Raw genomic sequence first — 16298 nt, 5'->3', positions numbered from 1 at the left:
GTATTATTGGTTAGTTTTTAATTGTGTTTTTTTAGAGCCGAAATGATAGTTTAATCCTAAGCCGAACGTGTAGTGAAAATCGTCTCTTCTACCACCTATCTCGCTGTCTATCTTATCTGAAAAATTAGAATTCCACTCTCCGCTCAATGTCATTGATACTCGATCTGAGACGGCATACTCCAATCCTGCACCTGCCTTTAATAAAAAGAATGCATCCCATCTATCTAACAAATCTGTAGGTGAGTCATCGGCAAATAGCATGATCCCAGGTCCTCCAAAAATATAGGGAGATAATTTATCGTGTGGAAGGATATTGTATTCCAATAAGAACGATTCACTAATCCACCAATGGTTTTGAGTAGTGGTAGAATTCAATCTAAATATTTGAAAATCGGCACCAAGACTTAGTTCGGGTATTAAGCGGTATTTATAACCAATACCTGCTTTATAATCTATCACCCCGGTAGTGAAATCACCATCGATAAGTGCAAAGCCCATATTTATGTTGACGGCATGACGGAAATTATGCTTTAAATATTTACGCTCATAAAGGGCTGTTGATTCCTCCAACTCCTTTTCAAGCATGTATTGTTCCACAACTTCCTTATCCTTTGCTTCTCCTTCTTTAGTAGACCAAAGCCCATCTTTAATCCCTTCGTAGATAAGCACTTCCACAGCCTTTTCAATTGCTTCTTGAACCGCCATCTGTGTGGGTTCATTTTTGGTAAATCCGGTTTCGACCTCTAATAACTTCTGAAAATTCACATAACGAAACAAACCTACATCTACCGCTTGTGAAAGGATCGTCTTAGAGACATTTACTGTCTTAAGCACCTCTCCGGTCGAGGTAGAGACGGCTCGTAAGTAGACAGTGATCCTATCCTGTCTGTATTGTGAGGATCCTCCAACACCAAAGTAACGAGCACCCACACCTCCGGTTAAAATGTTGGAATCGTAAGAAATAACCCCTCCTTCTAGCAGCACACCTGCAAAGAGTAATGGATTTAAACGCTGTGGCGGATCATTTGGATTTGCGCGATATTCATCTCTGGTTGTTCTAATAATATTTCGCTCATTCAACAGGTTACTTAAATTCTCCCGTTCAATGGGAGTGAACCATTTTGAATCTTCCAAAGCCTTAATAAGGATGGTCGTTGCTCCTTGCGTAACAGCCGTACTAAATGTACTTCCATTTTCTATATTCTTATACTGCCCGGTTTGATCCTTAAAATTATAAACACCCACATAGGTTGGACTGGCCGGCTCGGGTAAATTGATCAATTTTTCTGTTTGCTGGGTCAATTCAGAAATTCGTGCTTCCTGATTTCCTATAGGCTGGTTATAATAAGCCCCGCAGCTCACCATTAGCAGTGACACAATAAAAAGACCTATATACTTCATATATTTCGTCATACTTTCGATTCTAGTTTGGAATTATTATTTGTGTCTGTTCTCCCGTAGTGATGTCCAAAATATTTATTACAAGTCCTTCATTAGATTCGTAGACCTCGTACTCCAGATTCCCGTCGGTAGAAGTCCCAAGAGGCGGTAGACCATCTCCACCAAATTGTTGTCCCAACAACTGATTGTTAAGACTATCATTTAAAGCATCTAAATTTCCAAAATCTCCTAGTTGCGAGTCATCGCTAAAAGGGTTTTGTGCATTTGCCGAATTCAACAACCAGGTATAGTTAAACGGGTCTCCTCCAAATGCCGGATTCTTTGGCGTATACACCAGTTGTTGTCCAAAACTATATGAGGTGGCTGCTAAAAAGAGTAATAGAATGATCGTTCTCATGATATACTTTTTAAAATCGTTGTACTTTATTTTGTTCTTCCCGCAACTGTTTCAATCGCCAGTACACTCTATCTAACGCTTCACTTGCTGCAGCTTTAATAAAATCTGTCTGGGGTCGCACAATAAATTCCAATATCATTTCATCTCCCAAAAAAACCTCTATTTTCGTGTTATTGGCTAACGATAGGCTTTCCTTTATTTTTACGATGAGCTCCGCATTGATATTATTACGGTTATAAAGACTCCAGAATTCTCTGTAAAAATCCCTCCCTGGTTTCGTCTTTGTTTCTTCTAGAACAAGACCTCGAAGTACGACGCCATCTTCTTTTTCGTATCGCGCATCTTGAGAGTAGCTATCCTCAGAGTTGATCTTCGCGGCGGCTTCTTCCTTCTCGTCTGCGGTACCGTTTAAAACAACCCTGTCTTTCCCAAGCAGTTCATCTTTGGCATCATAAACTAATAAAAGGATAATTATTCTGTCTTTTTCTTGAGAATTGATTGTTGTACTGGAAAGATTTTTCTTTTGACCGGGTTCAAGTACAATTCGTCCGCTTTGATCGTTCTTAGAACGATTGGAGTTCAGCGGATTCGTTTTTATGACAGAAAGCACATAACGCAAACTTTGATTTATCCGGGTATTGTTAAAAGCAGAACCCACGATTTCAATGAATTCAGAATTGTATTCTAGATTGATTTTTGCCTCAACCTCGGTATTATAAATCTGGCCTTGTACCACATAACTAGAAAGCACAAGAATCCATAATAAAATGATATGTTGACGTATTAAACGCAAAACGAATTATCTTTTAATGTTACGAATAAAAACCGTTTGGTTTTTACCTTGCATTGAAATAAGCAATTTATCTGAAATAGAATTGGTTCCGTACCAAATTAAATTTTGATCTCTTCCTCTTTGAATAACGGTGGCAGAATGGACTATGTTTCCTCGAGAAACATCAATGAAGCTGTTGTTCACACCTATTTGGAGTACATTTTCTTCAATGTTCGCAGCTGTTACATCTAGTAAAATTTCGTTATTGTCTCCTCTCTGAAAGAGATTGACAGCACTTGAATTGGATCTAGTATTAACTACGGAAGTATTGTAATTTCCTACTTGCTGAATATAGATAGCATTGTTAGCAGAGGTGTTTCGGTTGGCGGCAATTTGAGAAGTTAGAAGGTCGAGTTGTGCCACCCTATTTTGAAGATCTGTTCCTCCTAAAGCGGAAGAACTTGTGGAATAGGTTTGTGCTATCAATAAACCACTTCCGAAAAAAAACAAGAAGGTGAATAAAATGTATGTTGCTGCCTTCATGGTTGTAATGCTAGGTTGTTATTCGTATCGTTATTTTAGGGGAAGTTAGTTAAAAAAGCCGAGAAGCTTATCTTTTTTAAGAAGTAATGTATGGGAGCTACTTGAGCAACTCCCATACAAAACTACTATCTACTTGAAAGTTCTAATTAAGAACCTCCTAAGTTGTGTTGGTTAGTTACAGAAGTGTTACCGGCACCTAATTGTACGGTAGTACTCATGTGACCAAGACCATGCTGATGAGTGTACTGGAAGTTCAATAATCCAACTTGTAATACATCGTTGTCATTATCTCTTCCATACTGCTCAGTCCAAGATCCGTTACCAATTCCTACTTGAAGGATGTCGTTATCGTTGTCACGACCGTGCTGATCAACAACACTCCAGTTACCAAGACCAAACTGTAAAGAAGTATTTGTGTTACGTCTTCCTAATTGGTGAGTGTACTGGTAGTTACCAGCTCCAACTTGTAAAGCATAGGTATCGTTTCTTCTTCCTTCCTGATCGATATCAGAAGTATTGAAGGCTCCTAACTGAACAGCGTCTGCGTCATTACGACGACCGTACTGATCAATGTCAGAATCGTTACCCCATCCTAATTGGAAAGTGTTGGCGTCGTTACGACGTCCTTGCTGATACACGTCAGACTCGTTACCTACACCTAACTGTACAACGTTAGATACGTTACGACGTCCTCTTTGATCAACTTCAGAATCGTTACCGATTCCAACTTGTAATACATCAGACTCATTAAGAATTCCTCTTTGGTCAACATCCGATATGTTACTAACACCGTACTGGTCAACTTCAGAATCGTTCGCCAATCCTAATTGGAATGTGTCCGAATCATTAGTCAAACCAACTTGGTTAACGTCAGAGTTGTTTAAGATACCCACTTGTAGGACATCATTGTCATTGTACTGTGCAAACCCTACGGCTGCGATCAAAAGCGCTGCTGCGCTCAAAACTACTTTTTTCATAATTTAAAAGATTTAAAGATTAATATTGGTTAATAAAAATTGTTTGTCAAATTTAGCTTGAGAATGTCAACACCCTCTATCTGTAACATTATTAAATCATTATAATAATGTATAGACATATATTTTGCGACTTATCTTCGCGCAACATATAAAAATGATATGTATCAATCATTTCTATTTCAACTTCAAAAAATTTCAAATACCCATACACATGTCATCAATATCAAGATGACTATTAGGCTTAATCAGTATGGTAAAAAATGAGGAGTATAATTATGAATCACTTGGTTAGTTACATTCAAATTACATTTCAAATATCTAAATTATTTTCTAATTAAAACATACGTGCTTACACGTATATTCTTATAAATCAATTATTTGTAGGAATTTTCTCGTTAAAGATATTAGTAGGAATCGACTTACATGTCGAAAAGGTCGTTTAAAGACACAAATTGTCGTAACTCACCAATATGTTAATTTTTTGTTAAAAGAATTTTCGTAGGAAAATATTTCAAAAACACATAAAAAAAGCGGCTGATCCAAGAAAAAATCAGCCGCTTTTTTTAAGGTGGAACGTATTATCTTGTAAATAATAATTCCCTGTATTTTGGTAATGGCCAGATCTCGTCGTCTACCAGCAACTCCAGTTTGTCGCAATGATATCTAATTTCATCAAAATAAGGCTTCACTTTAGTACAGTAGGCGGAGGCTCTTTTTTCGGCGTTTATTATGGTATTTGCCTTCTTTCGTTCTTCGATCATTTGTGTGATCCCGTTGTTTATTTTAGCAATATGCTCAGAGATCTGCTCAATAAGTTCCATCTGTTCTCCGGCTAACTTCTTGAATCCGGCCCCGTAAATGTCCTTAAGACCTTGCACATTCTCTATAAGGATATTTTGATAGCGAATTGCCGTAGGGATCACATGATTACGTGCAATATCTCCTAAAATTCGCCCTTCAATTTGGATGCGTAGTGCATATTCCTCAGTTTCTATCTCATAGCGCGCTTCCATTTCTACCTTATTCATGATACCCAGTTCTTCGAACAATGCGATCGATTTTTTTGAAATCTTGGCCTTCAATGCTTCAGGAGTGGTCTTGTGATTGCTCAATCCTCGCTTTTTAGCTTCCTTTTCCCAGGCTTCTCCATACCCGTCTCCTTCAAAACGAATTCGCTTCGAATCCTTTATATATTCACGCAGAACATTGAAGATAGCATCATCCTTCTTCATTTTCTTATTCTTAATAAGACCGTCTACCTTTTCCTTGAACTCTATTAATTGTTTTGCGACAATCGCATTGAGCACGGTCATAGGATTGGCACAATTCGCTTTAGATCCCACGGCGCGTAATTCAAATTTATTCCCGGTAAAGGCAAATGGGGATGTTCTGTTGCGGTCGGTATTGTCCAGAAGGATTTCTGGGATCTTACCAACGACGTTTAATTTAAGGTCTGTTTTTTCCTGCGGAGATAATTTCCCATTAGTCACTTTCTCCAGTTCATCCAACACCTGGGTCAATTGTGATCCAATAAATGCTGAAATGATCGCAGGTGGAGCCTCATTTGCTCCCAGTCGATGATCGTTGCTGGCACTTGCGATGGAAGCACGTAAAAGTTCTTCGTATTCGTTTACGGCCTTTAGTGTATTAATAAAAAAGGTTAAGAACTGAAGGTTCTTCATTGGTGTACTGCCGGGACCTAATAAGTTCACTCCCGTATTTGTAGCCAACGACCAGTTATTGTGTTTTCCGCTACCGTTTACACCTTTAAAAGGCTTTTCGTGAAACAGCACTTTAAAATTATGTCGGTCTGCTACCTTATCCATCACATCCATCAATAAGGAGTTATGATCCACCGCCAGATTCGTTTCTTCAAAAATAGGTGCCAATTCAAATTGGTTGGGCGCTACTTCGTTATGTCGGGTTTTCACAGGAATACCCAGATACATACATTCCGTTTCCAGATCACGCATATAATTGAGAACGCGTGTAGGAATTGATCCAAAGTAATGATCATCCAATTGTTGTCCCTTGGCAGAAGCATGTCCTAATAAGGTTCTTCCGGACAATGCAATATCCGGACGCGCAGCAACAAGTGCTTTGTCGATCAAAAAATATTCTTGCTCCCATCCAAGCGTTGCGTTTACTTTACTTACATTCTTATCGAAATACTTGGCAACAGCCGTAGCAGCTTGGTCGATGGTTTGTAATGCGCGTAATAGAGGTGTTTTATAATCCAATGCCTCACCGGTATATGAAACGAACACCGTAGGAATACACAGGGTAGTTCCATAAATAAACGCCGGAGATGTAGGATCCCATGCCGTATATCCACGAGCTTCAAAAGTATTTCGAATACCGCCGTTAGGAAAACTTGAAGCATCCGGCTCCTGCTGAACGAGCTGACCGCCTCCAAATTTTTCTATAGTCTGTCCGTTCCCTACCGTTTCAAAAAAAGCATCATGCTTTTCGGCTGTAGCTCCGGTAAGTGGTTGAAACCAATGTGTATAATGAGTTGCACCTTTAGAAATGGCCCACTCTTTCATACCTGTTGAGATATGATCTGCCATACCCCTGGCGATCTTAGAACCATTTTCGATGGCATCCATAACACTGTTATAGGAATCTTTAGTAAGGTATTGCCGCATGGCTGCTTCGTTAAAAACGTTTTTACCAAAGATGGAAGAACGACGCTCCGTTTCGTGAACCGTTACAGGAACGCGATGAAATGTTTCTTGCAATGCTTGAAATCGTAATGTTGCCATAAACTAATATATAATAAGGTGATTGAATTAAACCGGACAAAAATAACTATATTTTGAACACACCCCCTATTTTTTAATGTTAAGTTATTAATAAAGTGATAAAATGTGTTTATAACCCCCTTAGAGAAGGAGGGCATTTTACAATTAAGTAGATGTTTTCTGAAATTGTATCGCAAAAATACAGGCTTACTCCATAAAAGCCAGACTTATAAAGATGGCATAAGCAACCACGATCACCAATCCCTTGATTCTCCCTATCTCGAATTTCTTCGGAAGGAATGCTAACGGAATCAATACGGCAGCAAAGCCAATCATCCAGAAGATATCGTTAGTCAACACAGCTCTGCTCTTCAGTAATATAGGTTGAATAATGGCTGTGATACCTAATACCGAAGCGATATTGAAGATGTTAGAACCAATAAGATTTCCCAAGGAAATTGCCTTTTCTTTCTTCAAGGCGGCAATCACAGAAGCAGCCAGCTCAGGAACACTCGTACCAACAGCGATCATGGTGACAGCAATTACACGTTCACTTACCCCTAACCGGGTAGCAAGTTCCACAGCACCGCTCACCAATAATTCACTCCCAAAATACAGTGCGACACCTCCTATGAATAACCATATAAAGATCTTGAAATTGGAAACCAAGGATAACCCTTCATCAATACTATCTCCCGTAGGCTCGCTCGCTTTGGCGTTCTTAGCTCTGCGCAACAGTAGAAGAAGATAGACGAATAAGAGACCTGCAAGAACGAACCCCTCGAGTCGGTTAATTTGATCACCGCTACTTAATATAAAATAAAGTGCAATGGAGAGGAACATCATCACCGGCCAGTTGAATTTGTAAAAATCACGATCAACCGTTAAAGGAGAGATTACAGCCGTGATCCCCAACACCAATCCAATATTGGCAATATTCGATCCAATTACGTTTCCAAGAGCGATATCACTAAAGCCGCTCCAAGCCGCTTGCACACTCACTAAAAGCTCGGGTGCGGAAGTAGCGAAGGACACTACGGTGAGACCAATGACCATTTTCGACAAACGAAGTTTAAAGGACAGGCCTACCGATGCCCGTACTAAAAACTCTCCCCCTACTACCAGTAACAACAATCCTATAAAAATGTAAACGATGCTCATAAATCTTAAATGAATTGCGAATATACATAATTGCTCAAGCATTTCAGAATTAGAAAACCATAGAATCAGGTCCCTCTTCACACTAAATAACTAAATTATTCGTTATAAAACTAAATAAATAGTTGTATAACTATAAAAATAGTTTTAAGTTTGTGTCTATATGAAATGTAAGCATTGGCCATTCGTCTTCTTTCTTTTGTCAGTGATTCTATTGTCCTGCTCAAATCATTCAGATAAAAAAGTGTCCGAAGAAGAGCAGCAACTCATTCGGGAGCAGATCAAAATTGACCTTGAGAAAGGTATAGAAGCTACACAACGTAAAGATATTGATGTATACATGGAACGACTTCCTGCAGACCTAGTGATTTATGATGAAAGCGGCGAGGTTATTTCCCGTGAAAAACAACGGGAATATGTGCTACGCGATTGGTCCATCATCGACACCACTTTGGCCATACGTATGCACATAGACAGTATTGATTATCTTGCTTCAGATAGTGTTTTGGTCTACACCTCTCAATTCTGGAAGCGAATGATGTTTCGCAGGGATGGTGTTTCACTGGACACAATTATTACGACTCAAAAACATAAAGAAACCTGGAAAAAGAATGCTCAAGGCTGGTGTGGATATACCATCGAAGAATTGGGCGGAACTATTTTAATAAACGGAATCCCTTATACCGAATAGATGCAACTGGAACCTCTAACCAATAAAGAAGAAGAAGTAATGCAAGTCCTTTGGAATTTGCAAAAAGCCTTTGTAAAAGAAATTGTCGCTGCACTTCCTCAAGAGAATCATTACAATACCATTTCTACCATTGTACGGAACTTGGAAGAGAAGAAATATGTGTCCTATACAGCCTATGGAAAGACGCATCAGTACTTTCCGCTGGTTACCAAAGAAGCATATACAAAACGCTTCATGAATCTGGCCATGAAACGATTTTTCAATAATAACTACAAGAGCATGGTATCTTTCTTTGCAAAAGAAGAGAAGATCAGTGCTTCCGAATTACGTGAGATTTTAGAGATCATCGAAAAAAAGAAATAACATGGAACTGCTGCTATACTTAGGAAAATCGATGCTGCTTCTTAGTATGTTCTACGGGGTCTATCGCTTTATGCTGCAAAAGGATACGTTGTTTGTCTCAAAACGCCATTTTCTGCTTTTAGGGATCATTAGCACTGTGTTGCTCCCTGTTGTGGAAATTACTACCGTGACCTATCAAGAGGTTGTCCCGCCTCCGGCAGTTGTTTCTTATACCGAAACTATCCCGCTCACTCATATTGTTCAGGATCAAGAAGCCATTGCGATCTATTGGTGGGAGATAGTTCTCGTACTATATTTCCTGGGGGTGCTTATCATGGGAGTTCGTTTTATCCTTCAGTTGGCCTCCCTTTTATCGATCATCCATGAAACTCCTTCGGTCAGGGTTCAGGATAAAAGGCATGTGCAAACTCACAGGAACATCGCTCCTTTTTCCTTCTTTCAATATATTGTTTACAATCCTAGTCAGCATTCCGCAGAAGAATTACGTATGATCTTGAAGCACGAACGGGTTCACGCTTCGCAATGGCATACGGCCGACATCATTGCGACAAACTTGGTATTGATCCTACAATGGATGAACCCCCTTGCATGGTTGTACAAGAGCGCCATAGAAGAGAATCTTGAGTACATCGCAGACAGCGAGACGATACAGCAAATTCAATCTAAAAAAGCGTATCAACTGGCCTTGGTAAGGGCCTCATCAACCTTTACCGTACCGGCACTTACCAATAATTTTTATCAATCATTCACCCGTTTGGTGGTTTTTGGAAGACAGATCCGACTCTTCAAAAGCTCCAGACAAATCAAAAAACGAATCATTATGTTAAACAAAAGCAATTCAAAAAAAGTAAATGTACTAAAAGGCGCTATCGTGCTGCCTATGCTGGCCTTGTTCCTGGTGAGCTTCAATGTGAAAGAAGTAGTGAAATATGGCAGCCTTACTGCTGAAGGCAAAGCTTCAGAAGATCATGAATCAGCTGCTCTTAAGCCGGTCTCGAACCCTCCCGATCGTATCGCTGAAACAATGGTACTCCCGGAAGTTTCAGAAAAACCAACCAGCCACACTGGTGATCCTAAAAACGATGATGAAACAACCTCTATCCTTAACGAAACTCCCAAAAAACGCATTCAGAATAAGGGCGTTCGTTTTGGCGATGAGATCTATATTTTGATCACGAAGAACACCACTGAAGCAGACTTGAAAATGCATCAAAAGACCTTGAAAGAAGAACACAATGTTACTTTTACCTACAGCAATGTAAATTACAATGCAAAAGGAGAACTTACCTCTATTTCAATAAATATCAAGAGTGATGGAGGCAACGGCAACTATCAGGTCGCAGAAGACGGCCCCATAGAAGATTTTTATTTTTACATTTCTGAAGACGGTTCGCTGGGGTTTGGATCTAAAGAACTCGAAGAACGTATGGAGGAACGTGACGATAGAAAGCGGGCGAGGTTCGAGAAACGAGAAGAATTACTTATAGAACGCAAGAAAGAACTGAAAGACCGACGCACAGCGATAGAAGTGAAACGCAACGAGATGCGCGATAAGCTCATGGAGAAGGAAGTAGAGATCGAAGAAAGAAAAAAGGATCTGAAAGACAGACAGCTTGCCATAGTGCGCTCCAATACAGAAGATACCGACGACAACGTCTTTGTCTATAGTGGTTCCTCTGGATCTGTTGCCAAATTTGGCGGTGGCACTATGGAACATAGTATCTTAATAGACAAAAATACCAGTGACGAAACGCTTGCGGAAATGAAAAGTGATCTGTCCGCTAAAGGAATTGAATTCAATTATTCGAAGCTTCGCCGCAATGACCGCAATGAGATCACGCGAATTAGAATTGAAGTTGACAACGGCAAAGGCCAGCATTCTATTACCACGACTCAAACCGACGATGGTCAACCCATTGATGATATTTTGATCGAATTAAAATAGCATCTCCAGATCGAAACCGAAAATGCCTCGTATCACGAGGCATTTTTATTCGTATTTTTAAGATATGAAAAAGAGATTCTTCAAGTTTCTGGCAAAATTCAATAAGGCGGTGCTTCCAAGTTTTACGAAAAAAGGTGTGGACCTAAGTCAAGCTTCTAAATGGCAATTAGCGCTTTTTGCCTACAAACTCTGGGTTACAAAGAATGCCTTGGACTAATATGTAAGTAAGGAACGGATTTCGTATGATCTCAGCTTCTGTGCGCCTTTCAAAAAGGCCAATTCGATCAAAAAATTGCATTGGACGATCTCGCCTCCCAATTGTTCGATTAACTTACAAGCTGCTTTGGCGGTCCCTCCCGTAGCCAACACATCATCGTGCAGCAACACCTTATCGCCCTTGTTAATAGCATCTTCATGTATCTCCAGCGAATCCATACCGTATTCTAATGCGTACGGCTGTTTCAAGGTAGCGTGGGGTAACTTTCCTGCCTTACGTATGGGAATAAAGCCGGCGTTGAGTTCTTTGGCTAAAAGGGTGGCGAAAAAAAATCCTCTCGATTCGATCCCAACTACTTTGTCTATGGGCTGCATCTCGGTAAGTCTAACCAGTTCCATCACGCAAAACGCAGACGCTTCCGGATTTGCCAGTAACGGTGTAATATCTTTGAACAACACTCCTTGCTTCGGAAAATCCTGAATGTCGCGAATATAGTCTTGTAAGGCAATCATGTTGAAAGTTATGCAATAAAAAAATCCCAAACAATAGTTTGGGATTTTTTTGTGACCTCGCTACCATTGCAGATCTTGAGTAAACTCCCCTGTGCAAATAGAAAATCTACACAGCTAAGCCGTGCCTTTTTTAGTTCCTATCATCCCTCGAATCTTCGATTCGGGATCGGTAAGGATTGTAGATCCTGAGTAAACTCCCTTGTGCAAATAGAAAATCTACACGGCTAAGCCGTGCCTTTTTTAGTTTCTCATCATCCCATGAATCTTCGATTCGGGATCGGTAAGGATTGTAGATCCTGAGTAAACTCCCCTGTGCAAATAGAAAATCTACACGGCTAAGCCGTGCCATTTTTAGTTCCTCATCATCCCTCGAATCTTCGATTCGGGAGTCTGAGAAACTAAAAAATCCGCACCTTTCGGTGCGGATTTTCTGCTTGTAGTGACCTCGCCAGGATTCAAACCTGGAACCTTCTGAGCCGTAATCAGATGCGCTATTCAGTTGCGCCACGAGGCCTTAACGGGGTGCAAATATAAAAAATAGTTGCGCATTAACCATGTCTCGAATAAAAAAAAGCTCACTTTCGTGAGCTTTTTCAATTTACTAAGTTGGTTACTGTTAATACATGGCCTGTAAAGCCGTAATATCGTTGTTGTTAAACTCCCCATCTGCATTGGAACTAAAACACGCAAGCATGATGGAGGTAGAATCATACCCGGTAGGCGTTCCGCTTATATGGATCGCTCCCACACCGGCTGTACCCTCATTGACATTTTGCCCACAAGACTGCCGACTGAACCAATCAGTATGACGAAATCCTACAGAGTGTCCTATCTCATGGGTAATGACGTGCTCTTTAACATTGGTGTCATAACCGTTCAAACCGTAGATCTGAACAAACTTGTGAGGCAATCCTCCACTGGGAAAACCGGCACTACCTCCTGTACCACCGGGATTGTTGACGGTGTTATTGTAAACCACCATATCCTTGCTTTGGTAGTTTGTTCCGAAGGTAAGCGTAAAACTAATAGACACGCCGCTAAGTCGGTTATAGTTGTTTACTGCCCATTGAAGTGCAGTCCGCTCGTCTGAAGTAAGTGCCTGACTTCCTCCGGTATACCCGATAATGGAAATATTACGACCCTGACTTACGAGACTTGAAGTGCGATACTGGCGAGAATCGGTATCCACACCTTCCAGTGCCAACAACTCTTTCTCGGTCATCACAATATCTTCTTCAATAAAAATTCGCTCTTCGGTACTGCCATCGGGGAAATGGAATGTACCATAACGAACATAATTAGGATTTAACTCTAAAGCTGTCACGATGTCAATAATTCGTTGGGGAACTTCTTTGACACTGGCTGCTTCAGTTTCGTTCTCTGTTCCTTCTTCTTTAGAACAGGATACCATAACTAGACCCAGAGCTATTAAACTCAAGAGTCCGTACTTTAATTTTTTCATACGTAGTGATTTAAATTAGTGAATAATAATAAGTAGGTTAACCTAATTTAAAAGTAGGAAAAATATTACAAACTTTGCAAAAACTTATCCCTTTTATTGAGAAGCATCCACAAAATAAATCTAAGAAATATGAAAAATGTATATAAGAGTGAGGTTTTATAGGATTTCTGCACTAAGTCCTGCTTCCAAAAGCATCGTGCATCGCGGGTGCAGATCGTCGTAGGATCCGGACTTTACATCACATTTTCCTTTGTAATGCACAATTATAGAACACTGTTCGGCTTGCTCTGGCGTATGATCGCAAGCATAAATTAGTGTATTGATCACATGATCGAAGGTGTTCACATCGTCATTATAAAGCACAATGACATTTTCTTTTTGTTCCTGCTCGGCATAAACAACTTCTTCTTGTATTCTCTCTTTGGTACTCATAACAAGGGTCATCCAGTTAAATTACAAATTTTGCTGCAATCCAATTGTTTTTCTTTTTGTTATCAACGAATTGAAAGCCCAAATTATTGCAACACGTTTGAATGGCCGGAAGGTCCTCCTCGTAAAAACCACTAAGGTACAAAGTACCTCCCGCCAAAAAACTGTTTTTATAATGCTCCATATCATTAAGAAGAATGTTCCGGTTGATGTTTGCGATTACTACGCTATATTTTTTCTTCGGAATGACGGCGGCATCTCCCAGATGGACTGAGATATGTTGACAATTATTACGAGCAATATTCTCTTCGGAATTTTCCACACACCAGGGATCGATATCGATCGCATCCAGCTGTTTTGCTCCTCTTTTTTCGGCCAAAATAGCCAATACGGCAGTCCCACAACCCATATCCAAGACAGACTCATTCTTAAAATCATGATCCAACATATACTGAAGCATCATAAAGGTAGTTTCATGATGTCCGGTTCCAAAAGACATTTTTGGTTCGATCACGATTTCGTAGGGTACTGAGGTTTGGGGGTGAAATGGGGCTCTAACCACGCAGCGGTCATCTACCACTATAGCGTCAAAGTTCTTCTCCCATTCGGCATTCCAGTTTACCTGAGCGATCTCTGCAGTCGTCCAGTGGATCGAAAATTCTTCAGATTTCAGCACCTGTATCTCCTCTAAAATATCATCGCGCCATTCTTCCTTCTGAATATACGCCGTTACCCCATTCTCGGTCTCTACAAAACTTTCAAAGCCGGCGTAACCTAACTCTGCTATCAAGATCTCTACTCCGGGTTGCAAGGGCGCAACTTCAAATTGGTATTCAATATAAACCGAACTCATAAAAACGCACTTACAATTTCCATAAAACTCCTTGCATTTAAAGAAGCCCCACCAATGAGGCCGCCATCTACGTCGGGCTGGCCAAAGATCTCTTTTGCATTCTCCGGTTTTACACTTCCGCCGTAGAGAATAGATACCTTATCTGCAATACTTTCAGAATAGGAAGAAGCGACAATATTTCTAATTTCCTTATGCATTTCCTGTGCCTGCTCGGGCGAAGCTGTTTCCCCTGTGCCAATGGCCCAAACCGGCTCGTAAGCAAGTACGATGTGCTGCCAATGGTTTTCAGAAATATGGAATAAACCTTCCTCCAATTGTGCTGTGACGACCTCTACATGATGCCCTTGTTTGCGTTCCTGGAGTGTTTCCCCAATACAAAAAATAACTGTCATTTCATGTCGTAATGCGGTAGTCACTTTCTCGGCCAACAATGCATTGTCTTCATCAAAATAAGCGCGTCTTTCACTGTGACCCAAGATTACCGTTTTCACACCCACACTTTTAAGCATCGCTGCAGACACCTCACCGGTAAAGGCACCGTGATCAGATTGATGCATCGTTTGTGCTGCCACGGCTATGGGATGATCGCGTAAAGACTCAAATGCATGTTGCAAATTAGTAAAGGACGGGGCCACCAATACCGAAACCTTTTCCGGTATTACCTGTTTCTTCAGTTCCTGCAACAGCACCTCCGTTTCAGCCAGGTCGTTATTCATTTTCCAGTTTCCGGCAACAATTCTCTTTCTCATAATACTATCATTTACGTTCTAATTTTTGGATCCAACCATCCGTAGATCAAGTCTACAAAAATATTGATTAGAATGAAAAGGGTGGCAATTACGATTACCGCTCCCATGATAATAGGTAGGTCCAACGTATTAAGAGCGTCTACTATCTCTTTTCCCAACCCATTCCAACCAAATATATATTCCACAAATACGGCTCCGGCCAACATCGAAGCGAACCATCCCGAAATGGCGGTGACTACAGGGTTGAGCGAATTCTTTAGCGCATGTCTTCTAATAATGGTGGTGAAGGAAAGTCCTTTTGCCTTTGCAGTACGTATGTAATCCTGATTGAGCACTTCCAATAAGGAGTTCCGCATCAACTGACTCACCACAGCCAAGGGACGAATCCCCAGGACGATGGCAGGAAGGATCAAATTCTTCCATTGTATATAAGTCCCTTCCCCGAAATCGTCCACAGCATACAAACTTCCTGTCATGTTAAGATGCGTGTACTCATGAAGTACAAACCCGAAGATCCATGCGAAGAGGATGGCGCTAAAAAAAGAGGGGACGCTCATCCCCAGCGTACTCACCAATTGTATGAACTTATCGACCCAGCCATCTTTAAATATTACTGAGATGATTCCAAGGATCACCCCTAATAACATAGCTATAGTAATGGCTGAAACCGCCAGAATTACTGTATTGGGTAACGTTTCTGCGATTACGGCACTTACTTTTTTTCCGTTCTTTTGAAATGATTCTCGCAAATAAGGTACTTTCACAACCACCTCGGTATGGGCTATACTGAATAAGGAAATTGCTTGGTACTTCCCCTCCGAACGAAAGGAATAATCTTCCGGTTCAAGACTGTGCAAAGAAATAGGCGAGAGATCATTAAGGTATTGCAAGTATTGTAAGGGGACCGGTTGATCGAAACCATATTTCTTTTTTACAACGGCGATCTGTTGCGCACTTTCATTTTGTCCCAGCATCATACGGGCAGGATCTCCGGGTAAAATCGTGAACAGCAAAAAGATCACCGTAACAACTCCAAATAGTGTAAACAGTGCATAACCTAATTTTTGAAGTACGTAACGCCCCAC

General features: G+C 40.6%; 18 protein-coding genes and 1 tRNA gene. 4 read left to right on the top strand and 15 right to left on the bottom strand.

The genetic code is table 11. The features are described from left to right. Positions 1–3: 3 nt before the first annotated feature. The 7 genes from JS40_RS13630 to JS40_RS13595 all read right to left on the bottom strand — a co-directional run bounded on the left by JS40_RS13630 (position 4) and on the right by JS40_RS13595 (position 7995). Positions 4–1401 (bottom strand): CsgG/HfaB family protein, encoded by a 1398-nt coding sequence (locus JS40_RS13630; protein ID WP_152558190.1) that lies wholly within the window; start codon positions 1399–1401, stop codon positions 4–6. A 22-nt stretch (positions 1402–1423) separates the two neighbouring features. Next, the gene (locus tag JS40_RS13625; protein ID WP_034261427.1) at positions 1424–1798 is read right to left on the bottom strand and encodes a curli assembly protein CsgF; all 375 of its coding nucleotides are present in this window, start codon (positions 1796–1798) and stop codon (positions 1424–1426) included. Between the two features lie 10 nt (positions 1799–1808). Beyond that, a complete protein-coding gene (locus JS40_RS14925) occupies positions 1809–2591 on the bottom strand; it encodes a CsgE family curli-type amyloid fiber assembly protein (RefSeq protein ID WP_051957617.1) in 783 nt (260 codons plus the stop codon). 6 nt (positions 2592–2597) lie between these two features. After that, positions 2598–3113 carry a hypothetical protein gene (locus JS40_RS13610; protein WP_034261425.1) on the bottom strand — a complete coding sequence of 172 codons (516 nt, stop codon included), beginning with the start codon at positions 3111–3113 and terminating at the stop codon, positions 2598–2600. Between the two features lie 146 nt (positions 3114–3259). Further along, a complete protein-coding gene (locus JS40_RS14920; RefSeq protein WP_051957616.1) occupies positions 3260–4090 on the bottom strand; it encodes a hypothetical protein in 831 nt (276 codons plus the stop codon). A gap of 578 nt (positions 4091–4668) precedes the next feature. Then, a complete protein-coding gene (locus tag JS40_RS13600) occupies positions 4669–6855 on the bottom strand; it encodes a glutamine synthetase III family protein (RefSeq protein ID WP_034261423.1) in 2187 nt (728 codons plus the stop codon). Positions 6856–7041: 186 nt separating this feature from the next. Further along, entirely contained in the window at positions 7042–7995 is a 954-nt protein-coding gene (locus JS40_RS13595; RefSeq protein ID WP_034261421.1) for a calcium/sodium antiporter, read from the bottom strand. A 241-nt stretch (positions 7996–8236) separates the two neighbouring features. On the opposite strand from JS40_RS13595, the gene JS40_RS13590 reads away from it, so the two are divergent. From JS40_RS13590 to JS40_RS13575, 4 genes are all read left to right on the top strand, one after another. Beyond that, entirely contained in the window at positions 8237–8683 is a 447-nt protein-coding gene (locus JS40_RS13590) for a hypothetical protein (protein WP_152558189.1), read from the top strand. Positions 8684–8689: 6 nt separating this feature from the next. Then, the gene (locus JS40_RS13585) at positions 8690–9046 is read left to right on the top strand and encodes a BlaI/MecI/CopY family transcriptional regulator (protein WP_034262554.1); all 357 of its coding nucleotides are present in this window, start codon (positions 8690–8692) and stop codon (positions 9044–9046) included. A gap of 1 nt (position 9047) precedes the next feature. Then, on the top strand, positions 9048–10991 hold the full coding sequence (locus JS40_RS14915) for a hypothetical protein (RefSeq protein ID WP_051957615.1): 1944 nt from the start codon (positions 9048–9050) through the stop codon (positions 10989–10991). Between the two features lie 64 nt (positions 10992–11055). Next, on the top strand, positions 11056–11208 hold the full coding sequence (locus tag JS40_RS13575) for a hypothetical protein (protein WP_034261415.1): 153 nt from the start codon (positions 11056–11058) through the stop codon (positions 11206–11208). Here the strand turns inward: JS40_RS13575 and JS40_RS13570 are convergent. From JS40_RS13570 to JS40_RS13535, 8 genes are all read right to left on the bottom strand, one after another. Further along, positions 11205–11717, bottom strand: coding sequence for an adenine phosphoribosyltransferase (locus JS40_RS13570; RefSeq protein WP_034262552.1), 513 nt, complete (start codon positions 11715–11717; stop codon positions 11205–11207). The genes JS40_RS13575 and JS40_RS13570 overlap by 4 nt on opposite strands. Positions 11718–11850: 133 nt before the next feature. Then, a complete protein-coding gene (locus JS40_RS15425; RefSeq protein ID WP_152558188.1) occupies positions 11851–12069 on the bottom strand; it encodes a hypothetical protein in 219 nt (72 codons plus the stop codon). 91 nt (positions 12070–12160) lie between these two features. Further along, a tRNA-Arg gene (locus JS40_RS13560) sits at positions 12161–12234 on the bottom strand. Between the two features lie 102 nt (positions 12235–12336). Further along, positions 12337–13182 carry a zinc-dependent metalloprotease gene (locus JS40_RS13555; protein ID WP_034261411.1) on the bottom strand — a complete coding sequence of 282 codons (846 nt, stop codon included), beginning with the start codon at positions 13180–13182 and terminating at the stop codon, positions 12337–12339. Between the two features lie 156 nt (positions 13183–13338). Continuing rightward, entirely contained in the window at positions 13339–13614 is a 276-nt protein-coding gene (locus JS40_RS13550; protein WP_034262550.1) for an ATP-dependent Clp protease adaptor ClpS, read from the bottom strand. Positions 13615–13630: 16 nt separating this feature from the next. Beyond that, on the bottom strand, positions 13631–14464 hold the full coding sequence (gene prmA, locus JS40_RS13545) for a 50S ribosomal protein L11 methyltransferase (protein WP_034261410.1): 834 nt from the start codon (positions 14462–14464) through the stop codon (positions 13631–13633). Next, on the bottom strand, positions 14461–15213 hold the full coding sequence (gene tpiA / locus JS40_RS13540; RefSeq protein WP_034261408.1) for a triose-phosphate isomerase: 753 nt from the start codon (positions 15211–15213) through the stop codon (positions 14461–14463). Before tpiA ends, prmA begins: the two co-directional genes overlap by 4 nt. Positions 15214–15224: 11 nt before the next feature. Then, the gene (locus JS40_RS13535) at positions 15225–16298 is read right to left on the bottom strand and encodes an ABC transporter permease (protein ID WP_034261406.1); all 1074 of its coding nucleotides are present in this window, start codon (positions 16296–16298) and stop codon (positions 15225–15227) included.

It is taken from the genome of Altibacter lentus, assembly GCF_000746845.1.
In the GTDB taxonomy this organism is placed as follows: domain Bacteria; phylum Bacteroidota; class Bacteroidia; order Flavobacteriales; family Flavobacteriaceae; genus Altibacter; species Altibacter lentus.
Note: the sequence above shows the minus strand (reverse complement) of the source record. Positions and strands in the feature narration are given on the sequence as shown.